The organism is Xenorhabdus kozodoii, assembly GCF_002632875.1.
GTDB lineage: Bacteria > Pseudomonadota > Gammaproteobacteria > Enterobacterales > Enterobacteriaceae > Xenorhabdus > Xenorhabdus kozodoii.
In genome coordinates this window covers 122,904-145,243 of the sequence record NZ_NJCX01000006.1, presented here as the reverse complement: position 1 = coordinate 145,243, position 22,340 = coordinate 122,904, and the positions used below count along the sequence as shown (strand labels likewise).

The 22,340-nt window shown below is 42.7% G+C and carries 20 protein-coding genes and 1 pseudogene; 14 read left to right on the top strand and 7 right to left on the bottom strand.

Annotated features, from left to right (window positions below; translation table 11 throughout):
- From Xkoz_RS05610 to Xkoz_RS05585, 6 genes are read left to right on the top strand one after another with little or no spacing between them, the layout of a single operon-like run.
- Complete coding sequence (locus Xkoz_RS05610) at positions 1-381, top strand: TauD/TfdA family dioxygenase (protein WP_099141234.1); 381 nt, start codon at positions 1-3, stop codon at positions 379-381.
- A complete protein-coding gene (locus Xkoz_RS05605) occupies positions 378-698 on the top strand; it encodes a hypothetical protein (RefSeq protein ID WP_244183402.1) in 321 nt (106 codons plus the stop codon). Before Xkoz_RS05610 ends, Xkoz_RS05605 begins: the two co-directional genes overlap by 4 nt.
- Positions 686-1,963, top strand: a complete 1,278-nt coding sequence (gene ddaF / locus Xkoz_RS05600; protein ID WP_099141233.1) for a dapdiamide A synthase — start codon at positions 686-688, stop codon at positions 1,961-1,963. The genes Xkoz_RS05605 and ddaF overlap by 13 nt, the downstream gene beginning before the upstream one ends.
- A gap of 10 nt (positions 1,964-1,973) precedes the next feature.
- The gene (gene ddaG / locus Xkoz_RS05595) at positions 1,974-3,146 is read left to right on the top strand and encodes a fumarate--(S)-2,3-diaminopropanoate ligase (RefSeq protein ID WP_099141232.1); all 1,173 of its coding nucleotides are present in this window, start codon (positions 1,974-1,976) and stop codon (positions 3,144-3,146) included.
- 25 nt (positions 3,147-3,171) lie between these two features.
- Positions 3,172-4,989 (top strand): asparagine synthase (glutamine-hydrolyzing), encoded by a 1,818-nt coding sequence (gene asnB / locus Xkoz_RS05590; protein ID WP_099141231.1) that lies wholly within the window; start codon positions 3,172-3,174, stop codon positions 4,987-4,989.
- A gap of 3 nt (positions 4,990-4,992) precedes the next feature.
- Positions 4,993-5,910 (top strand): hypothetical protein, encoded by a 918-nt coding sequence (locus Xkoz_RS05585; RefSeq protein ID WP_099141230.1) that lies wholly within the window; start codon positions 4,993-4,995, stop codon positions 5,908-5,910.
- A gap of 146 nt (positions 5,911-6,056) precedes the next feature.
- On the opposite strand, the gene Xkoz_RS05580 is transcribed toward Xkoz_RS05585, so the two are convergent.
- Together Xkoz_RS05580 and Xkoz_RS05575 are read right to left on the bottom strand one after the other, a co-directional pair.
- Positions 6,057-9,137, bottom strand: a complete 3,081-nt coding sequence (locus Xkoz_RS05580) for an autotransporter domain-containing protein (RefSeq protein ID WP_099141274.1) — start codon at positions 9,135-9,137, stop codon at positions 6,057-6,059.
- A 674-nt stretch (positions 9,138-9,811) separates the two neighbouring features.
- Positions 9,812-10,594 carry a helix-turn-helix transcriptional regulator gene (locus Xkoz_RS05575; protein WP_099141229.1) on the bottom strand — a complete coding sequence of 261 codons (783 nt, stop codon included), beginning with the start codon at positions 10,592-10,594 and terminating at the stop codon, positions 9,812-9,814.
- A 105-nt stretch (positions 10,595-10,699) separates the two neighbouring features.
- Between Xkoz_RS05575 and Xkoz_RS05570 the strand changes: the two genes are divergently transcribed.
- Both Xkoz_RS05570 and Xkoz_RS05565 read left to right on the top strand, forming a co-directional pair.
- The gene (locus Xkoz_RS05570) at positions 10,700-12,106 is read left to right on the top strand and encodes an MFS transporter (protein WP_099141228.1); all 1,407 of its coding nucleotides are present in this window, start codon (positions 10,700-10,702) and stop codon (positions 12,104-12,106) included.
- Positions 12,107-12,131: 25 nt separating this feature from the next.
- A complete protein-coding gene (locus tag Xkoz_RS05565) occupies positions 12,132-12,557 on the top strand; it encodes an N-acetyltransferase (protein WP_208615208.1) in 426 nt (141 codons plus the stop codon).
- Positions 12,558-12,846: 289 nt separating this feature from the next.
- On the opposite strand, the gene Xkoz_RS05560 is transcribed toward Xkoz_RS05565, so the two are convergent.
- Together Xkoz_RS05560 and Xkoz_RS05555 are read right to left on the bottom strand one after the other, a co-directional pair.
- Positions 12,847-13,443 (bottom strand): NADPH-dependent FMN reductase, encoded by a 597-nt coding sequence (locus Xkoz_RS05560; RefSeq protein WP_099141227.1) that lies wholly within the window; start codon positions 13,441-13,443, stop codon positions 12,847-12,849.
- Positions 13,444-14,361 carry an EamA family transporter gene (locus tag Xkoz_RS05555; protein ID WP_099141226.1) on the bottom strand — a complete coding sequence of 306 codons (918 nt, stop codon included), beginning with the start codon at positions 14,359-14,361 and terminating at the stop codon, positions 13,444-13,446.
- Between the two features lie 290 nt (positions 14,362-14,651).
- Between Xkoz_RS05555 and Xkoz_RS05550 the strand changes: the two genes are divergently transcribed.
- Positions 14,652-15,143: a MarR family winged helix-turn-helix transcriptional regulator gene (locus Xkoz_RS05550; protein WP_099141225.1), complete on the top strand. Its 492-nt coding sequence runs from the start codon at positions 14,652-14,654 to the stop codon at positions 15,141-15,143.
- A 99-nt stretch (positions 15,144-15,242) separates the two neighbouring features.
- Here Xkoz_RS05550 and Xkoz_RS05545 read toward each other — a convergent pair whose 3' ends face one another.
- Both Xkoz_RS05545 and Xkoz_RS05540 read right to left on the bottom strand, forming a co-directional pair.
- Positions 15,243-17,240 carry a TonB-dependent copper receptor gene (locus Xkoz_RS05545; RefSeq protein WP_099141224.1) on the bottom strand — a complete coding sequence of 666 codons (1,998 nt, stop codon included), beginning with the start codon at positions 17,238-17,240 and terminating at the stop codon, positions 15,243-15,245.
- Between the two features lie 92 nt (positions 17,241-17,332).
- Positions 17,333-17,773, bottom strand: coding sequence for a DUF2946 domain-containing protein (locus Xkoz_RS05540; protein ID WP_244183401.1), 441 nt, complete (start codon positions 17,771-17,773; stop codon positions 17,333-17,335).
- Between the two features lie 241 nt (positions 17,774-18,014).
- Between Xkoz_RS05540 and aptA the strand changes: the two genes are divergently transcribed.
- The 4 genes from aptA to Xkoz_RS23700 all read left to right on the top strand — a co-directional run bounded on the left by aptA (position 18,015) and on the right by Xkoz_RS23700 (position 21,511).
- Positions 18,015-19,346: an omega-aminotransferase AptA gene (gene aptA / locus Xkoz_RS05535; RefSeq protein WP_099141222.1), complete on the top strand. Its 1,332-nt coding sequence runs from the start codon at positions 18,015-18,017 to the stop codon at positions 19,344-19,346.
- Positions 19,347-19,412: 66 nt separating this feature from the next.
- Positions 19,413-19,862, top strand: coding sequence for an ASCH domain-containing protein (locus Xkoz_RS05530; RefSeq protein ID WP_422646077.1), 450 nt, complete (start codon positions 19,413-19,415; stop codon positions 19,860-19,862).
- Positions 19,863-20,173: 311 nt separating this feature from the next.
- Positions 20,174-21,277 (top strand): alkene reductase, encoded by a 1,104-nt coding sequence (locus Xkoz_RS05525; RefSeq protein WP_099141221.1) that lies wholly within the window; start codon positions 20,174-20,176, stop codon positions 21,275-21,277.
- A gap of 105 nt (positions 21,278-21,382) precedes the next feature.
- Entirely contained in the window at positions 21,383-21,511 is a 129-nt protein-coding gene (locus Xkoz_RS23700) for a hypothetical protein (protein WP_279627391.1), read from the top strand.
- Positions 21,512-21,735: 224 nt separating this feature from the next.
- Here the strand turns inward: Xkoz_RS23700 and Xkoz_RS05520 are convergent.
- Positions 21,736-21,864 (bottom strand): annotated as a pseudogene (locus tag Xkoz_RS05520) (aminoglycoside adenylyltransferase domain-containing protein); the annotation flags it as partial.
- A gap of 160 nt (positions 21,865-22,024) precedes the next feature.
- Here Xkoz_RS05520 and Xkoz_RS05515 point away from each other — a divergent pair.
- Positions 22,025-22,318 (top strand): hypothetical protein, encoded by a 294-nt coding sequence (locus tag Xkoz_RS05515; RefSeq protein ID WP_099141220.1) that lies wholly within the window; start codon positions 22,025-22,027, stop codon positions 22,316-22,318.
- Positions 22,319-22,340 lie beyond the last annotated feature (22 nt).

Sequence of the window (22,340 nt, the reverse complement as noted above, 5' to 3'; positions counted from 1 at the left end):
ATGAATAACTCTTATACTATCCGTCTTTTGGCAGACGGCGTTTCCCATGTCTCTTTGGTGACGACTGACTGCCAGGACGCATCCATCGCTGATTTTTTCTTAAATCACAACATCGATGATATTTTGGCTGAAAGAGGCGCGTTGCTGTTTCGGGGCTTTCCTGTCAAAGAAGATCAGGACTTTAGCCAACTAGTGAGCTGTTTAGCGAAAGAAGAGCTGACTTATCAGGAACGGTCAACCCAGCGCAAGAAGACCGCTAAAGGTGTTTATACGAGCACGGAATATCCCGCCGCAAAAACCATCGCTAACCACAGTGAAAATGCATTTCAATACGTGGTTCTTGGTAAGATTTTGTTCTACGCCCATCAAGCACCACTATGACATTATCATTCGTGCTAACGGGAGACCCTTTGCCCTTAATTCGGCAAGATTATCGGCTTTATCATCAGTATCAACCGGCAATTCGTTCACCGCTGCCTTTCCCTCTGTATACCCTCTGGGGAGAGCAAGAAGAAGAATGTAACCAAAAAATGCAGGATTGGGTAAATTACAGCCACATTTTCGCAGGAAGCAAGGCCTATCCCGGTGATCATTTTTACTGGTATCACTGTCTGAGTAAGGTCGCGACAGATATCTCAGCGATTGTCAGGCTGTCAGCAAATCAACAAATGTTAGGAATAAAACCATGCCGATTTTGAACAACAAAGAAGTTATTGTGATTATTGATGCCTGGTCCGGAAGCAAATATCTGATTCCAGCTTTTCAGGCGCTGGGATATTTTTGTCTGCATATTCAATCTGCCTTTTTGCCTGCAATCTTTATTGGCGATAACCAGTTGGCCAGTATCCGGAGTGACAGGCATATCGTTTATGATGGAGACATAGAGGCGCTACTCCGCGAGCTACAACCTTATGCCATCAAGGCGATTCTGGCTGGCAGCGAGAGCGCCGTTCCATTGGTGGATCAACTAAACGCTACGTTGGCGCTTCCTTTCAGCAATCCAATGGAGTTTTCAACCGCCCGGCGCAACAAGTTTCTGATGCAAGAACAACTTGTGCACCATCATGTTGCCTCCATCAAGCAATGCCTGATTGCGCATCACAATGAGCTATTGTGCTGGCTAAAAAACCATGACTGCTGGCCGGTAGTGTTAAAACCCGTGCAAAGCGCGGGTACGGATGGCGTTTTTATTTGCCACGATATGCACCAGGCTGAGCAGGCTTTTACTGCCATTAAGAGTAAAAATGATCTGTTCGGAAATCAGAATCACGAAGTGCTGTGTCAGGAATTTCTTGAAGGAGAAGAGTTTGTTGTTAATGGCATTGCCTGCCAGGGGCAATACTTCTTTACCGACCTGTGGCAATCGAAAAAGAAACAGCTCAAAAATTCTCCGGTTTATGAGACACAATATCTTTATTATCAGCACGATGAGAACTTCGACACACTAACCAGCTATACCATACAGGTGTGCCAGGCGCTTGGCATTGAAAATGGCGCATTTCATGCAGAGGTCATGATGACATCGCGCGGGCCGATACTGATTGAAATTGGCGCCAGAGTTGCGGGTGGAGCCGATCCTTATATTATCGAAGAGTGCTTAGGGCATTCACAGATCAGCAAACTGGTGCAAGCCGTCCTTTACCCGGTGAGATTCCAGCAGGAAATCCATCAACCTCGCGACTTTCTGGGTCACAAACGTGCGGCCTATGTTTACATGATTTCGCCCACTAAAGGTAAAGTACAAACGTCACCAGAAGAGCAATTTATCAAGATTGAAGGTGTTATAAGTGTCAATTATCACCATTCCCCCGGCGACATTCAGCGAGAAACTAACGATCTTCTCAGTTCACCGGGCGTTGTTATTGCTATCAGCAATGACCCAGCTTCACTCAATCAGATCATTGCTGAAATTCGTTCCACTGAAAGCGATTTTTATCATAGTGGCTTAACGGTAATTGAATAAAGGAAACCACATGAATTTGGAATTATGGATAAAAAAGATCAGCAAAACTTTTCCCTGGTATGCTCAATTGCTCAGAGAAAATCAGGCGGAGGTTAACCAACTGGAATCTCTGCCTCTTATGACGGAAGAGTTGCTGACACAACATTATTACCATGCGGAACATGCATTTCCTGACCGTTACCACAGTTATCAGACCTCCGGTACTACAACGGGCAAACGTAAGCGCATTATCTATTCCGATAATGATCAGCGCATTTATCTGCAACAGCGCATGGGTATCATCAAGGATTTCTGTGGCGAAGGGAATATCCGTGCCTGTGCCGATTTGGGCACTGGCCATGCGGCTGCTACAGCGGGTGAAATTTTTCAGTCCATGGGATGTGAAGTGGAACTGATCGATTTTACCCGCCCGATTGAGCAACATATTGAAGTGCTAAACCGATTCAAACCAGACATTTTTTTCACCATGCCGATGATTCTGGATTGTCTGATTGCAACCGGAAAACTGGACTTCCGACCGAAAAAAATCATCGTACTGGGGGATGTAGCGACTTTGGTCTGGCAAAAAAAGGTGGCGGATTATTTCCACATCGAGCCAACGCAGGTACTTGATCTATTAGGCAGCATTGAAATTGGTTCCATTGCTTTATACAACCACTCGCAAGGATATTATCAGTTTGATCCCTATCTGATACCGGAGGTGGTGCCCGTACAACAAATTTATCCTAACGCCGATTATCGGGGAACCGGCGGTATTTTATTACTCACCTCGTTTGCCCGTGAATATTTTCCAGCAATACGCTTTGTCACTAACGATCTGGTTGAAGGCTTTGAAAAGAAAATTGTTCAGGGAAAAACCCTTTACACCTATCAACGTTGTCTCGGCCGTTTTGCCAGCGAATTTAAACACGGTGAAAAAATCAACCTCAGCGATATCAATGACGCTATGGCAAAGCACCTCCCTTATCACCGATACGATCTTGATGACCGTGATGGCGGATTAGTGATCCGTATCGCGATACCGTCGCTCCCGGCGGAAGTCAGTGATGCCATTAAGCGTGATCTGTTGTCGCGTAACCCTGATATCGCACAAATGATTGCTTCCGGGCTGGTCGGGGATATTCGTATCCAGCGTATCGATGAACATAAAATCACCAGCAATATCGGCAAACGGCGTTATTAATTCACAGGGAAAACAAGGAAAATTTATGTGTGGAATCGCAGGCGTCATCCACTTGAATCATCAATCAGCACAACCTCAGCGATTAGCATCCATGTTAAGCGCGCTGGAGCATCGTGGTCCCGATCAGGAGGGAATTTATCATCATGGGCATGTCAGTATTGGTATGCGGCGGTTAAAAATCATCGCACTGGATAACGGCTCTCAACCCTGTCACAGCAACAATGGACAATATGTATTGGTATTTAATGGTGAAATCTATAACTACCGTTCATTGCGCCAGGAATTAATTAAACAGGGGTTTCAATTTAGTACTGACTCCGACGCAGAAGTGATTGTTAATCTGTACCAGCGTGACGGCGAGAAGTTTTATCACTATTTGGATGGCATGTTTGCTTTGGCTATTTACGATCGCGTCAATGACTCACTGCTCTTAGCACGCGATCCCGCCGGCAAAAAACCGCTGTTTTATGCCTTGCACGACAACACAATCAGTTTTTCATCCGAACTGAATTCACTTTTGAAGAACAATACTATTCCACGCTGTATTGACCCTAGGGCGCTGGATTATTATCTGCGCTTTCGAGTCGTGCCACGCGATCGTTGTATTTTTCAGGGTATCAGCAAAGTGCCTCCTGGTGGCAGTGTCAGTTTTATCCAAGGTAAGGAGAGTCGGAAAAACTATTGGCGCGTTGACTACCAGCCAATGGAGGATGATAAACCACTAGAGCAGTGGGTTGATGAAATTGACGAATATCTGAATCAGGCTATCGAGAAACGATTAAAGGCAGAAGTTTCTGTCGGTGCGATGCTCAGTGGCGGACTGGATTCCAGCTTGATTACTGCCATGGCGTGTAAACAGGGGTGCCACTCGCTGAAAACTTTCGCTGTCGGCTTCAATGAGTCAGCTTTCAGTGAGCTGGACTACTCCCGGCGTCTGGCTAAAGATCTTGGAACGGATCACCATGATTACATTATTACACCACAAGAAGCATTCGATGCGGCTCACGCACTGATTGAACACTTCGGAGAGCCTTTTGCTTTTCCATCCTCGATTGCCAGTCACTTTATGTATCAGATGGCGCGTCGTCATGTAACCGTAGTACTGGGCGGCGATGGGGCGGATGAACTGTTCGGTGGTTATGCCCGCTATTCGCTGGCAGCGAATTTCCCCAATTTACCTGCGGAGTACAATCTGCCACGCAAGGTCGATTTATTTAACAAGGTATGGCAGAAAGAGGCATTCCCTGAGTTTTATCAGGCGCTACTGACTGATGGCGTTAGCAGTCAACTGCGGCAGCAACTATACAGTAAGGAGATAATGTCACACCTGCCCGAAAAAAATGGCGCGGCACACAGCGATGAGCTGAAACGACATGCTGATCCTCTCTCCGCAGCGATGGAGTATGATTTTAACCATTGGATGCAGGAAGCGCAGTTGGTCAAGGTTGACATCGCCTCAATGGCCAATTCACTTGAAGTGCGAGTCCCTTTCCTTGACAAACAAGTGGTGGGATTGGGTAGCCGCTTGCCTGCACGCTTTAAGCTTCATTCAGGCAAAGAAAAATACCTTCTTCACTGTTTGGCAAAACGCTATCTTCCCGATTATATTATTAATCGTAAAAAGCAGGAGTTAGCCGTGCCGCTTGAACAATGGATGGTATCGTCAATGAAAAAAAACATTGCCGATACACTGATCAGCGAGCAGGCATTATCGCGTGGATACTTTAATCCGGATCGAATGCGCCAGTTTGTCAAAGAGTTCGATGGTAGCAACTGCTATGCATTGTGGACGATGTACATATTAGAAAAATGGCACCAGCAGTTTATTGACAAGCAGGAGTAGTGAATGACAGAGCAAGGTAGGTACTTATCCGGTGTATTTTTTACATTACTGTATATTTTTATTGCCTCAACACAAAGTGTTTTACTGAACATCTGGTTGTTCGGCGTTAATGTCTTTTTGGTTGTTAGCCTGAGTTTTGTGGTCGTCACTGTGCTATTCGCCACAATCGGCTTTTTTCGCCAGCGGACGGCTTATGCTCAGTTGTTTTCGCAATGGCGTATGTTGATAGCCCTAAATATCGTCTCGATGTTCAATTGGCTGTTTTATTTTCTGGCGGTTAAGTACCTTGAACCTTCTGTCGCCGTCACGCTGACACAAGGGTTAGGGCCTGTTAGCATGACGGTTTACCTGTTGTTGACGCGTCAATCCATCAGCCTTGTTACACGTTGCTGTCATCTGGTGATCTTTATAACAGCAGCGGCCATGTGCGTGTATACCGTGATGTTCAGAGATGTATACACTCTCTATAGTCGCAGTGAAATGATAATGGGAATTGTCATTGCCATTCTGTGCAGTATCAGCATCACAGCTACCGTGATTATTTCCAAGCGTTTCGCTGTCAGCAAAGTCCCCGCATCAGCATTATTATCGCTGCGCTTTCCGTTGTTGATCATGGTGTGTCTGGGAATATTGCTATCACAGGATAATGTCATTGTTAATAGCAAAATCATCTACTTAATCCTGCTGATCGCGCTGGTTGGTGTGAGTGCATCAATCTATTTTCTGCAAAAGGGGATTGAATTCGCAACACCACTGGCTGTTTCCACTGTACTGGCACTTTCGCCATTGGTCGTGTTTGTGATCCAACTGTTTAATGTACATACGCCGTTTAGCCCGACGTTATTTATGATGATAGTCACGATCGTCACAGTATCGGTCGTTTCGATGATCTACGATGCACGACAAATTGGCAGAAAATAACCGATCAATCGCGCTAAGTAGAATGTAGAAGCGCGACATCTTCATATTTCAGGGTTGAATATAAGCTAGTGTATCCGAATACAAAACCTTAAAAAGCTCACCACCAGCCGTTGGTGCAGTGAGCTTCTGTTATCACGTTTTACTGACTAGAATTTCCAATGGGCATTCAGGAATACACCATTATCCTTATGTTTGTCTGATAAAACGCCACTATATCCCAGTGACAGTTGAGTGTTTTCATTGATGTCTAATTCCGTGCCTGCCTTAACTACGGCCGAATCACGTGAAGCTGAAACACTGTTGAGAGTAAATGTGGCATTGCTATTACTGAAACTGAGTTGGGTACCCCGATCTGCATTGCCAAATTGGTGTTGCCAACCCAATTCACCATATATACTTATGGTCATTTCATTTTCAGTTTGCCATTTTTGATCGGCTCGTAAGCCTAATGTGGAGAAGGTTGCATTCTTCGATTGTTTTTTGCCGTTCAATGCTGCACCGCCGCCATTTTCATTAATACTTTCATTGCGAAAATGAACATAAGACAGGTTGGCGAAGGGTTCCAGATCCAGCCACGAAGTACTGAACCCGTAAGCCGCCTCAGTAAACAATTGCCCTGTCTGAGCACCATATTTCGCTTCTAACTTGTCGGATTGGCGACCAAAAACAACCGAACGTTTGGTATCAAAACGATGCCAACTGTAAGCAGCACCGGCACGCAATGCCAAGTCATCAATGTGTTTGCTACCATATAGGGCCAAATGGAAATTGTTACTGCGAGCTGAAGTGTGATATCCACCATTCAAAGAAGAACGAGTATATCCGGTAGCAATACCAAGCCGCCAGTCATCACCCAATTCTTTATCTGCCCCCAATAACACACCATAGTTGGATACACGATAACCATTGACTTCGTTGTTACCACTAGCACGCTGCCAGTTACCTATGATTTGCCCCCAGACGCCGTTTTTATCCGTTTTGATATCCTGCCCGATAGTGCCACCATTAGCCTGACGCAAACGGGTATTCAGTGAATCACGCAGATGGCGGCTGTTATTGATTTGTGCCGCTGCGATATCTGCATGGATCTGCCCGGAAGAAAATTGCTGGAATGCTTGATTGGCTTGTGCCGCGGTATCAAGCATCAAGATACTCTCATAAACCGGATGCCCCAAACTTAGGTTATCAGCAGCATTAGCGACAGCACGTTCATTGGCGGTCATTCCCAAACTGGCGAATGACGTGGAATTGCGTTTGATATCCAACATCACCCGATCGGGTTGGTAACTCAGTTCAGTACCCACAAACAAATAGGTTGGCGCGACAGCGGTAAATTGGCCATCGATGCCATCGTTCGCTTGCAGGATATTATATTGCTGACCAAGTACGCTGCGGACTTCTTGCTTCGATAACAGGTTACTGCTGTTTTCCAGCGAGACTTGCACTTCACCGCCTTTCAATGTAGCCAAACCATGACTGATAATACGATCACTACGGCCCAGACGATTTGGTGCAACTTCTACCAGATAACGTGAACCCGTTTGGAAGGTCACATCACGATCAACTTTAAGCGTACCGCTAGTACTTAAGCTGGGATTAGCACTAAAATTGCCCGGTGCAATATTGGCACCGCGGTTAGCCGTAATGGAACCAACCGTACCATTCCCGCCAAGGATCGCGCCATCCTGTACAGTCACATCCGAAGTCACGGAGCCGTTAACCAATAAACGTCCTTGTTCCACCAAAGTGGGTCCCTTATAGGTATTGCGATTACCGGCAAGTTCGAGTGTACCGTTACCGATTTTCGTCAATCCACCATGACCGGCGATATCATTACTCCAACTATCATAAGCACATTCAATACTGTTACAGACTCGTTCTACCGTAGTGTCTTTCTCAACGATGCCGCCAATACCAGGAATATTGGCGATAAACTGGGTGTCAGAATAAGAACCTGGAATATAGTATTTCTTGGGAATATCCTTTTCGGTGATGAACATCTTTGGACCATCGATAGCCTCTTTCAGATTCAGCATTCCCCAACCATACATGTCATCCAGGCCAGGATCACCCAAATCGGTGGCCGTGGTTTTGAGGACATCTGCGATCTGTCCTGCCGTCATATAGGGGAAACGTTGCATCAAGACGGCAGCCGCTCCAGCCACATGCGGTGACGCCATTGATGTACCGGTATAGGCATCGTAGGTAGGCTCAATCGCCAGTTCACCATCTTGGAAAGCATCTTCATCGATTTTTCCATTAATTTTAGAAACGAATTTGCCTGTGCTGCTATAAATTTTTGTACCGGGTGCAGACAAGCAATAGCTGGCAGTATAGCCACAACGCGTTGATGAAACGTTAATTTCATTTTCTTTGGTCAGGTTGGCAACGCTGAGGTAATTTTTTAATGCATCAGGGAAGAAGTAGGGCATACCCGCATGTAACCAAGTGACATTATAATTATTTGAGTTTCCTGCCGCGAAAACCACTAATTTTCCATGACGTGCCGCGCGTAATAGGCCAGCATCGCTCGACAGATCGTCATCAAATTCCAATTCTGGGATAGGGGAGCGGCTTAACCGATCTAAATCACCTTTAATCGGTGTGACATAATTAATCAGGTTTTGCAGAGTGATTGGATAGTACTTGATAGTTCCGTTTTCCCATCGCTTGGGTTTCCCGTTTATATCAATTTCATAGCGAGGGCGAACCCCCCAACTGTTATTGATGACACGGACATTACTTTGGATCATCGCTTCTGTGCGGTTATAGGGATTTTGCAAAAATTTCCCCGTAATTAAGCCCGCATCAAATGCTACGCCGTGCATTTCCTTGCCATCCCGGTTTGCTGCAATGATCCCCGCGACATGGTTACCATGAGCACCAAAACTGATTTCCCCAGTCTGGGGATTTATATCGTAATTCCAGGGGTCACTTGGGCTGAGAATTTTCAGTTTCCCCGCGAACTCAGGGTGCCGGGTAACCGCTTCATCTAATACGCCAACATTAACGCCTTTCCCCGTGTAACCACGGGCATAAGCATAATGGGCACCAATAGCGGCCAATCCCCATTGATGATTAAATTCATCCGATAACCAACTATCTGGTGAGTTTTTTTTCCCTTGTTCCTGATAGTTAGTTAATGCTATTGAAGCGCTAGCGGGTAATAATCCTAAAACTAATGTCATCCACAGAAAAACCGGTCTTGCCGAATTGTTTTCTTTCATAATAGAGATTCCATTTTTCAAAAAATTGGCAACCTTAAATGCGCTGTTTAGCGCATTGCTCATTATTAATAAAACCGATAATTGAACTGAAATAAGTAGATTGTGGTGAGAACAATTCATATTTCCATATTGACTATAGAACTATGAAAATCATTATTATCCTCTACCCACAAGTCGCTATAGCATAATAATTAAAACCAAAATGCAAGGAAAAATATTAACTTTCTTATAACCGATTTATAACAACAAGGAAATCACAGACGTAATACGTACCGTATAAAACCCATTTGGTTGATATTGTTATGGTGTGATGAACATTTAATGTATAATAAATGTTAATTAAGTGTGTTTTTTTGATGGCTTTACCTGTGATTTTATCTGGGTGATGATTTATTTTATTGACATCAAGTTTTTTATTTCCCTTGTTATAAAATTTATTAATTAAGACATTATTGTCAGCGGTTTTTATCGTAATGATTGAAAGGTGATTTATACTTGGAATAATCACCTTATATTAATAGATATTAAATCCATGACAATTTATTCATAAAAATAGGTATATACCAATTGCCTTTCAAGATGCGTTTTATATCTCCCCGCGCAGCGGGGAGATATAAGCACTTCCATTGGTTTGCAAACGGCAACTTGAAGTTGGATTGGTATAGATAATCGGGTTATCTTTTTGCATAAACAATCAAACGCAAATGTCTTTCTAAATCAGTGGCCATTGATGCATAGTCGAAAGTCGTTTCCTGTCCATTCACATTCAACTCCCGTATGCCATTACAAGGTTCATAGATTTCATGTCTATGCCACATAGCATAAAAGTCAGGTGATATTTTAAGTAACTTATTCACCATTTCTTGAATAGCGTTATCCTTAGCGGTAAGGGCATAATCACGCCTAAAACTCGCGAGTAAACGATAAGCATCTCGTTCCCAATAGCAAAAAAGCTCACGATAATGCTCATTGGTAAACAATAACCATAAAAAGTTACGCTGTTCACCTGCAAATTGACTGAAACGAAAGCATTCATCCGCTGGTTGATTAAAAGCTAAAACATCCCAATGCAAGTTCAGCACATAAGTCAAATGCGGAGATAAATCATCCATAATTCGTTGGATCATTGGAGAAACAACGCACCAGGTTTGCCCAGTTTCCACAGGTTCACGCATATGTGCCAGTAGGTATAGATGCCGACGTTCAGCGGTAGTCAACTTTAATACCTTGGCAAGATTATCTAAAAAAGTCGCTGATACTCCAATTTCCCGACCTTGCTCCAGCCAGGTATACCAAGTGACACCAACACCGGCCAAAGCGGCTATTTCTTCACGCCTTAATCCTGGCGTACGACGACGTCCAATGTGTGGCAATCCAACAGATTCAGGGCTGATACTTTCTCTTTTCGTGCGTAAAAAACTGGCTAACTCAGTACGGGATCTTTTCATTTCTGTCATTTATTTCACCCTATTACTTTTAGTAACAGTATAAGTGGTTAAATTGTAACAGGCTAATAGAGCGATTAAAGTCTGTTTATCTCAAATATTGTGGGGATTTGTATCATGACTAAAAGGGATTATTTAGCCTTGTCAGTTTTGTTATCGGCTGGATTTGTGACTATTTTTGATCTTTTCGTTGTCAACATTGCCATTGCCAATATTCAATTACATCTACAAGCAAATTTATTCCAAATTACACTGGTTATCGTCACCTATGAAATTGGATTTGGTTTATTACTGATTACAGGAGGGCGCTTAGGGGATCTATTTGGGCGGAGGAGGTTATTTCAGTTAGGAATATTTGCTTTTACTTTAACATCATTGCTTTGCGGTCTTGCGCCCACAGCCCCTTTTTTGATTTTTGCCCGATGGTTGCAAGGATTATCAGCAGCGCTATTATTTCCACAAGTTTATGCCAGTATCCGTGTCAGTTTTGACGATGATAACAGCCGTCGGGCATTTAGTTTATTGGGAATGACCTTAGGTTTTGCTGCTATTGCAGGTCAAACTTTGGGAGGGTGGATGATTTCCGCCAATTTATGGGATTTACAATGGCGCTCAATTTTTCTGGTTAATGTACCAATTGGTTTGTTAGCTTTAATATTCTCAAAGTATCTTAATGAAAGTACGGCACAAGAAAAAATGGCATTAGATTTAACTGGGGTGGCACTTTCCAGCGTGGGTATTTCTGCTTTGTTGCTACCACTTTTGGTTGGCCCAACATTGAATTGGCCAATATGGTGTTGGCTATCTCTTTTGTTAGCCTGTCTGGCGTTGTTGCAATTTTTCCGTCATGAAAAACATTATGTTGCTCAAGGAAAAATACCGCTATTCAATTTTGATTTATTGAAAAATACCCAGTTTGGTTTAGGTTGTTTATTGGTTTTATTTGTCTATTCCACCTCCAGTTCATTTTTCCTTGTCTTCGCTTTACTTTTACAAAATGGCTTAGGTTTCAACGCATTTGATGCAGGATTAATTTTTGCCCCTGCAAGTCTAGGTTTTGTTTTATCTTCACTTAATGCCTCTTATTGGGTAAGACGCTTTGGCAGCAAAACTATTATTGCCGGTGGCTTACTTTATATGTTTTCCTTTATTGCCTTAGTTGTTGCCATCAGTGCACTATCGCCTGCAAGTTCACCAATCACAACCCCATTATTTGTGATCGTACCGATACTCATATTCCTTGGATATGGTCAAGGTTTTGTCATGACCCCCTTGCTCAACATTGTCTTGGCCTTTGTTAACGTAAAATCTGCGGGAATGGCATCAGGGATAATTGCAACGTTGCAACAAATTGGAGCCGCTTTTGGGGTTGCCGTCGTTAGCGTGTTAGTTCAATGGCATTTAAGCGAGATGGATACACTGCCTTTTGTTACATATCAAAACGCTTTTGTTCACAGCATGCTTTACAATATCATTGCCGCTTTTATTGTATTTTTCTTATTGAAGAGATTACACCCAAAATAGGTTAACCATGGGGATAGTAAAAACAGTGATCAGACCATTTACAGAAGCAGATATGGATGCCGTTCTATCTATTTGGTTGGAAGCCTCTATCAAAGCCCATCATTTTGTGGCGGCTAAATTTTGGCAATCACAAGTAAAAAATATGAGGAATATCTATATTCCAGCTTCAGAAGTTTATGTCTACTTACAGGGTGTGGACGTTGTCGGTTTTTATGCACTCCACGAAAATAGTTTGGCCGCAGTTTTTGTATCACCGGATAAACAGGGGCAAGGCATTGGCAAGGCGTTAGTCAATGATGCCAAAAATCGAAGAACTGAACTTACGTTATCGGTCTATCAGCAAAACCAGGCAAGTTATGAGTTTTACTTATCGCAAGGTTTTTATGTTGTCAGCGAAGAAATCGATAAACACACTGGGTGCCAAGAGTATTTTATGGGTCTAAAAAGGTAGATAATTTCTGTCTCTCTCTTGTCTATTACCCGAAGGCCTTAAAGAGAGGTTTTATTATAAGGTGAAAGGATAGGCGAGTTGATATTTTAATCTATTCGGGGAAATTGAAAGCAAGGCGTGTTTTATTTTTAAACAAAAATGCCAAAAATACGGTACACTGTGTTTTTATACAGATAAATGATAATTGGTCGTTTATTCGATAAAAATAAGGGGCGTAGATTTGGCTAGGGATACTATTCTCGGCTCAAAAATTTGAGCCGAGATTTATGCGGAAAGAACGGGGTCTTATTTACATACCATACAAATAGTTTTCGCTTTCTTCGCCAACATCCTTACGAACTTGCTTCAATGCATTAGCATAAGATTTAAGTAGTTTCAGCGTATAGTTAACACGGCCTTCAAATGTCTCATCGTTACAAATCAGATCCTCTGAAATCAGGCTTTCCCCCTGACGGAAGATTAAATGGTCAGGTAAGAAACAGACGTGATTATTTTTAAAACCTGTCATCCTTAATTCACAAAGAGGATAAACCCCGTTAATTCCACTTGATACACTTGTTAATAATGCTGGCTTATGACCCAATTCTGCTATAGAGCAATGTAATAGAAAGTTCTTCAATGCCGGTGTCGCCATTCCATGCCATTCAGGCGTCACAAAGATAAATGCTTCGCTCTCTTTTAAATAATGTGCAATGGCTTGCCAGGGATGAGATTCCGCTGATATATCTGTTGTATAACCATCATGTAATGGCAATTCCACATTGGAGAGATCGAAAAAGTCTATATTGGTAAAACCCTGTTCGCCACTCAATTTTTGCAAATACCGGGCGATGCGTTGGCTATGAGAATCTGGGCGTTGACTGCCTGAAATGATAGTCAGTTTCATTCATTTTCCTGTTATTTTTTTACTGGTTAATTGAGTTGTAGGATTATCGGTTTTTCCTGCCTGGCTTCGTGGAACCGAAAGCCAAACAGCAATAATTATCGTGCATGCTCCGAGCATTTGAAACAAGGAAAATGTTTGCTTTAGAAATAAGTAACCTAAAACACAAGCAGATAACGCGCTCAGAAATCCCAAAAAAGAGATTGTCACTACGGGCAACTTTTCAATTCCTCGAAACCAGATAATATAAGAAAACACGGCACCAAATATGCATAAATAGCCGTAACCGAGAATATTGGTCACAGTAAGATGTTGCGGTAAACCTTCTATGAAAATGGAGACAGGCAATAACATTAAGCCGCCAAAAGTTAATTGCCAGCCAGTAAAACTGAGTAATGACAAGTTAGTGGGACGATGCCAATATTTGGTAAGCACAACACCTAACGCCATACAGCCACATCCTACAAATCCTGCAATAACGCCTTGCCAATTCAGGCTGGTGGTTGCATTTAATACCAATAAGCAGATCCCAATAATTCCCAATATCGCCGCAATAACGTGTTTTATTGTGAGGGAAGTTTTCAATATGAAAGTGCTTAATAAGATAACAATGATGGGTTGGCAAGCGATGATTAAAGATGCCGTTCCTCCTGGAAGATGCCCCGCTGCAACAAAGAGGAAATAGAAGAAAGCACCGATATTGAGCAAGCCCAGTACCATGATACGTAACCACCAAATTCCTTTGGGTACAGTACGGCAAAGTAACAGTAATAATAAACCAGCAGGTAATGCTCTGACGGTAGAAGCCAGCAATGGCATGTTAGGTGGCAATATTTCTGTTGTAATAATGTAGGTGCTTCCCCAAATAATCGGGGCCAATGCAGTCAATAAAACATTCCGAATAGATTTAATTTCTACCATGTTGCCGCGCTTCCAATTTGTACATTTTTCATCCTTAATGTCCGTCTTTCAATATTTATACCAATCGCCTTTCAAGATGCGTCTTATATCTCCCCGCGTAGCGTGGAGATATAAACACTCTCGTTGGTTTGCAAACGGCAACTTGAAGTTAGATTGGTATATAACGTTAAATTACCCTTCGCACATATCACTTTAAAAAGTATCTTTTTATAAAGATAAATTAAAATAATAGCCTAATTGATTTTTATCAAGTATCTTTTTGTCGAAATAAAATGAATAGGGAAAAGTGCATGAAGTACGATCACGTTGACCGATTACTGATACAGTGGGAACAACAACGCCCAGACCTTGATCCGTCGTCGATGGGCGTCATTGGACGGTTATGCCGCGTCAACAAAATTATTGAACAACGCCTGCAATGTGCCTTCAAACAACACGGCCTGAGTGCCATAGAATTTGATATTCTTGCGACGCTGCGTCGTAATAACAGACCAATTACACCGACTGAACTGTATCAATCCGTTATGCTAACTTCTGGGGCAATGAGCACCCGTATTGAACATATGGTACAGCGAGGATTGATTGGCCGTATTGCCAACGAAGAAGACCGACGTAGCTGTAAGGTTTTTTTGACTCAAGAAGGAAAGGCGTTGATAGACAAGGCCGTGGAAAGCCATGTACAAAATCAAAAAGCGATCCTCGAACCTTTGACAGAAACCCAGCAAGAGCAGCTTGCCACACTGTTGCGGCATTGGTTGTTGACTCATGAATTAACTGGCTGAAGCTGAAAATTTCTTGATAATCGCGATGAATTATCGCTTTTCTTAAAAAGATCCGCCCTGACATAAGCCAGGGCGGGATAGGTTTAAGAATAGAGAGTATCAGAACTTAACATTAACCCTTGCCCAATAAGTCCGCCCTGGCTCGTTTATTGCCGTGTTGCCGGAATAACCAAACCCCTTATTTCCCGCTAAATTGAGGTGCTCGCTATAGGTCTTATCAAAAAGATTATCAACCCCGGCACTGACCTGAATGTTTTGAGTCACTTTATAGGTTGCATTGGCAGATAGAAGGGCGAAGCCTTTACTGCTATCAAAGTCTTTGCCGACTACGTTACCTTCATTAATGGCTACCCGATGTTGACTATTTACCAGACGCAGCAAACCACTGCTCGTCCAATCACCATGTTCCCAGGTCAGGCTAAAACGTGCTTCCAAAGGCGGGATCTGCGGTAATGGACGATGATTAGTGTTATTTTGCGCCCAGGAATACGCCAGGCTGGCATCGGTTTTCCAGTTTTCATTAAACTTATAAGCCATCCCCGTTTCTCCGCCCATAATAGTGGCATTCACGTTGCGGTCAGTGTTGTTGTCATAATCGAACAGGATAAAGTCATTCACTTTACCTATATAGGCTGACACCCAACCTTTCAGATGGTTGTCGTTATATTGAGTCCCGATATCTAACTGGGTCGTTTTTTCGGTCTTTATCTTAGTGAAAGCATTTTCGTTCGCTTTTCCTGAAAACAGCTCCCAGTAATCAGGGAAACGCTCGGTATAACCCACGCCGGCATAGAACATGATAGGGGCATCTTTTAGGTTATGCTCAAACCGAATAAAGCCAGCGGGCAGGGTTTCTTTACGCTCTTGTTGGGTGGCATATTTATAGGCTGTAGCACGATCTAAACGGGCACCACCGATCACTTTACTCTGCTCAGTTGCATCCCAGGTTAATTCACTAAAAATACCGTAATCACGGAAACGGGTGTTTTTCACCCATCCCTTTCTTTCCGCTTTAGCCATTTTACGATCGGTGTTGGTACCGTGAACATTAGTTTGCATATCTATACCGCTTTGTAACTTGAAATCTTCCCAAATCCAAGTTCCCATCATACGGCCACCCATTGTCAGGCGATCGGGTTCTGAAACCATCTTCTTTTCTGAGTGGCGCATGGAATAGTTATCCATCACATGGTCGGTGTAGTTGTAATAAAAATTGGATTCGAATTTATCAAACACGTCACCAATATTAGATTTCTCAAAACGCACACCAAAACTTTTGCGCTTAAATTGGGAACCGTCCATACCGCGCGTGGCGTAACGGGCTTCACCATCACCTTGTCCAGCGCTTAATTCCAGTAACGTATTTTTATCAGGTGTCCAGCCCAATGCGATATCAGTATTCCATTTATCCCAACGGGAAGGAACGCGTTTGCCATCACCATCTTTATAATCATTGGAGCGGGATTTATTGCCGATCAAGCGGATATAGCCCAGTTCATTACCAATACTGAGATCAGCATTGCCATCCCAACGATGATTAGATCCAATCACTGTGCTGATATTACCTTGAGCGTCAGCCTGTTCAAACTGCGGGCGAATACGCTCGAAACGGATAGTTCCCGCTGAATTTCCCGGCCCCCAAAGTACAGTTTGTGGGCCTTTGACTAAACTCAGAACATCGTAATTTTCTGGTGAAATGTAAGAACTTGGCGCATCCATACGCCCGCCGCAAGAACCCAAAATTTCACTGTCATCAATCAGCATTCTCAGGCGAGAACCGAACATACCGCGAAATACTGGATCACCGTTAGTACCACCGTTACGGATCTGTGAAAAACCGGGGATGGTTTTCAAATAATCAGCACCATCACTGGCAGGCACGGGTTGACGGGGCGTTTTTAGTGAAGAAAATACCTCAAGTGGTGAGATTGCCGGTGCAGTTACGGTTATCACAGTTTCATTATCATGGGCAATATGCGTTCCTTTTGTATCTTTGGAATGTTCCGCATTGGCAGCCCAGCCACCCGTTGGTATGGCAAGTGCAAGAGTTAAAGCTGCTGTCAGAGGAGCTATACGAAATAATTGTGTAGTAGACATAAAAAATCCCTTAATGAGCAACAAATTCAGCGTTGGAATTTGTTTAAAAATGAATAAATTGCAATACAATCTGCGTAAGGCAAAGCAAATCTTCAAGTAAACAAACTCATTAAGGGGGGCGCGCGGGGTTGTGATTCGCCGTAGAACAACCGAATAATTGGGCCGGAAAAACGTGATGCTGGTGGCTCTTGAGGCGCCCTTAAGGTCAACAGAACGCAAGAGACAAAACCGCCCAATAACGGCAGGTCAATCAGGAGCTGACAGTAACCACACGCGATATCATCCAACAATCCCATATGGATATGAGCGACACCATGATGACCCATAGTGTGCGTCGGTGATGATGCCTGGTGATGGCTATTGTTATTTTGCATGTCAGACATCGGCATGCAGTGATTTATTTCATTTTTTATTCCCTCACGGTAATGCTCCAGTGTTTTTGACACCACCGGAGCAATGAACAGCATCAAAATCGCCAGTAGGGCAATAGCGGCAGGTGTTCTGCGTTGTGAAAGACGAAAAAATGATATCAAGTTAATGATCCAGATCAATTCTTACGATTGGATGCCAATCTTACTGCACCAGGCTAGCCATAATCAAAGTTATCAATGAGCAAAAACGTCATATATTTATAAAGACAGTCAAGATAGACTCTTATTGGTTAGTTTCAGCTACGTCAGTAAACTCATCACGAATAATTCGATCATTGAGGTTTAACTTGGGCTTGGTTTCATTGCAAGCTCTTTGTTACAACCTTGTGCGAGGGGTTAAAAAATGTCAGATAATGATTATCTTCAAGCACTGAATTTTAAAGCACATTGGATGCCGTTCAGTGCCAATCGTCATTTTCAACAAGATCCACGTTTAATTATCTCAGCAGAAGGAAACTGGTTGGTTGATAATCAAGGTCGTCGAATTTATGACAGTTTATCAGGGTTATGGACGTGTGGAGCGGGACATTTACGCACTGAGATCCGTCAGGCTGTTGCAGAACAACTGGGTACATTAGATTATTCCCCTGGTTTCCAACATGGACATCCTCTGTCATTTAAGTTGGCAGATAAAATCACCCGCCTTATGCCGGGTGATTTAAATCATGTATTTTTTACCAGCTCAGGTTCAGAAGCTGCCGATACCGCTGTAAAAATAGCCCGTGCTTATTGGCGGCTTCAAGGGCAACCGGCAAAAACTAAATTTATCGGTCGGGCGCGCGGTTATCATGGCGTCAATATTGCGGGAACCAGTCTTGGCGGTATTGGGGGTAATCGCAAAATGTTTGGTCAATTTATGGATGTCGACCATCTTCCCCATACATTACAACCTAATATGGCTTTTACTAAGGGGGTGCCATCGACGGGTGGCCCTGAACTGGCCGATGAACTTCTGAAACTCATTGAATTGCATGACGCCAGTAATATCGCCGCGGTTATCGTTGAACCACTTTCTGGATCTGCTGGTGCTATTATCCCGCCACAAGGTTACCTACAACGTTTGCGGGAAATCTGTACCCAACATGATATCTTACTGATTTTTGATGAAGTCATTACTGGTTTCGGGCGATTGGGGTGCTGGAGTGGTGCTGAATATTTTGGTGTAACCCCAGATATTCTCAACTTTGCCAAACAAATCACTAACGGCGCAATTCCTCTGGGGGGAGTCATTGCATCCAGTCAGATCTACGATGCCTTTATGTCACAGTCGCTACCAGAGCACATGATCGAGTTCAGCCACGGTTACACCTATTCAGGTCATCCCGTTGCCTGTGCGGCGGGGCTGGCCTCCTTGGAGCTACTGGAAAAAGAAAACCTTCCTCAACAATCTGCGGAATTGGCACCGCATTTTGAAAAAAAATTACATGCACTGAATCATTGTCCAAATGTTGTGGATATTCGTAACTGTGGGCTGGTGGGCGCCATTCAGATCGCTCCACGGGATGGAGATGCCGCTGTTCGGCCTTTTGATGCGGGTATTGCACTATGGAAAGCGGGTTTTTACGTCCGCTTTGGTGGTGATACGTTACAATTTGGTCCCATGTTCAATGCTAAAGTTGATGATCTTGATCGTCTGTTTGATGCAGTGGGTGATGTTCTGCATCAAATTAAATAAAGTGAATTTTCATTAAATTATCCTATAGGCGGTTTGCTAACCGCCTAAACATACATAGGGAGCATCTTGCAAGATACGATGAAAACAAATGGCATTATGGCGTTAATTGAAAGCAAATATCCAAAAGCAGGGCATTGGGTATTGGGTGATTCCCCTTCCATGCACGATGAATTGGCTGAATTGATTGCAAAAGGAATAAAAACAGCAACAACGTGTTCTTTCCATTCTTATGAATCAGACGAAGATAAAATTGCAGTTGGCAAGCATTATATTGTCTCTGATAGTAAAGAACATCCAGTTTGCATTGCCAGAGTCAGAGCTATGCACTTAATGCAATTTTCTGAAATGACAGAAGAACTGGCAGGGAAAGAAGGCGAGGGCGACAGAAGTTTGCTTCATTGGCAATTGGAGCATCAACGTTTTTTCGAAAGGGTTGGTGATTTTTCACCCGACATGGAAATTGTTGTGATCGAATTTAAGGTAGTTGAAAACATCGCTGAAAATATTCCCGCATAAAATTTATTTTATTGCCGCAACATCGCGGCTTTAAATAGACCTCGTGCGCTCATCAAATCATCTGTAAGAATGTTGGTTAGCATATAGTTCCCATTTTTATTATCTTGCAAACGAACCATCCACTTGTTGTATTACTTTTAAGTTTATGCAGAATTATATTTGTTCCTAATTATTAATAATCCCATATCAAAATTGTTGCTAAATTTTATTTTTTTCCTCATTGTAAATATTATTCCATTTCGTATCGGAAGAATGAAAATTTCAGCATGTGATTACATCAATTATTAAAATATCAATATTAGGAAAATATTATGACTGATAATAGTCTTCGAACCGATCTTTTCTCACCGACCAAATTAGGTGAAATTGAGCTTTCCAATCGTATTACCATGGCACCGTTAACACGCTCTCGCACAGGTGAAGAGGGGATTCCGAACGAACTTAATGTGACATATTATGTTCAGCGTGTAAGTGCCGGTTTAATCATTTCAGAAGCAACTAATATTTCATCACAGGGACGAGGTTATGCCATGACACCTGGTATCTGGACCGAAGATCAGGTAGCAGGATGGAAAAAAGTGACAGATGCTATTCATGTTGCTGGTGGCAAGATTGTCGTGCAATTGTGGCATGTCGGCCGTTTCTCACATGTTGATCTGCAACCAAATAGGGAAGCACCGGTAGCGCCATCGGTTATTAAAACAACCGGCAATGTTTATACTCATCGTGGTATTGAAAAATCTTCTATGCCGCGAGCACTTAGAACTGATGAGATCCCCGATATCATTGAACAATATAGACATGCAGCAGAATGCGCTAAACGTGCAGGATTCGATGGTGTAGAAATTCATTCAGCTAACAATTATCTATTGGAACAATTTCTGCGTGATTCCACTAACCATCGTACCGATCAGTATGGTGGTTCAATTGAAAATCGAGCCAGATTGGTTCTCGAAGTTGTTAAAGCGGTAACCTCGGTTTGGGGTGGAGGTCGAGTTGGTATCAGGTTATCTCCAGTCACAATCGAAGTAGGAAATACGCCTCTTGATAGTAATGTGATGGCCACTTATGGCTATTTAATTCAGCAACTCAATAAATTCAAGCTAGCTTATCTCCACTTTGTTGAAGGAACAACAGGGAGAAACCGTGATGTTCCTGAAGATATTGATCTGGATGCACTCAGATCGCTGTTCGACGGAGCTTATATTGGTAATAACAACTATGACTTTGAAATGGCGATTTCCCGTCGTGCGGAAGGGAAGGTGGATGCAGTTGCATTCGGGCGGCCATTTATTTCCAATCCCGATTTAGTAGAGCGTCTACGCTACGGTATTGAACTAGTTGATGTAAATAATGATGCCTATTTCGGTAATGGCGCAAAAGGATATACCGATTGGTTAAAGGCTAACTATTAGTTTTTATAGGCGGTTTCGCTAAACCGCCAAAACCCGGCATCTACCTGCACTCATCAGAAAAATCGGATGGTGTAGTGGCTGAAAAAGTCATGGGGATGAAATTGAGTGAATATTGCTGTTCTGGGTAATCAAGAGAATATTGATACTCAGGAGTTAGGTTATAAGATTGCTGATGCATTACTAAATAATAAAAGTTCAAAAAGGGAAGAAGAGAGTAAAAGAATGAATTTATAATGCAAACAATAGTTTATTACCATCTAGTGTCTGTGTGGTTCCCTTCATGGCAATATCGTTAATTTAACATAATATAGATTGTGCGAACCTTTAACACTTTTAAAAAAGTACTGAGGTTTGACCCTGAGTACCCGATCTTCTTACCCTAAAAACGCTCTCAATTGGCGTTGTCGCGACTACGTTTGTTAAGTGTCTCCAATCATGGGAACATCCACCCACACTCAGATCAAGGCCAAATGTTCTTTGGACAACCTGGATAAAACCCATTTTGCAGCCACATCTTTTGGAGAAATTTCACCAATAGTTATTGTTTGCCACATTCGAGCTAGGATTAAAATGACATTGCGCTCATCATTCAGATTGTTTATCAACTATAAACTCCTCTTATCTAGTTGATTACTCAATATTTAGATAATAAGATATCGAAGTTTTTTCACCCTGCCCGCATAGTGACAATACTTAACTTAGGGCATCCTTTCAATGTCTATAATTTAATGAATAAAAAGGTAAAGAATGAGAAATAACGCAATCTCCTTTACATCTGCGATATGCTGGATCTCATTTTGGTTAGGAACCGTTCTTGTCGGTTCGTCATGGCTTTATGCAAAATTACAAGCAAAAGAATTTTTGATAGGTTTATCTGAGGGATTAATGAATACAACCTCCCCTGATAGCACGGTTGCTTTGATGCTTTCCATAGGAATTATGCTGATCGCTATTGGAATGTTATATGTCCCCTTATTCTACACCGCTGTGTTTATACCGGCGCTCGTAAAAGTTTTAACAAGAAAACCCATCAGGATCTGAAGCTACTATTCTGCGAGCCATT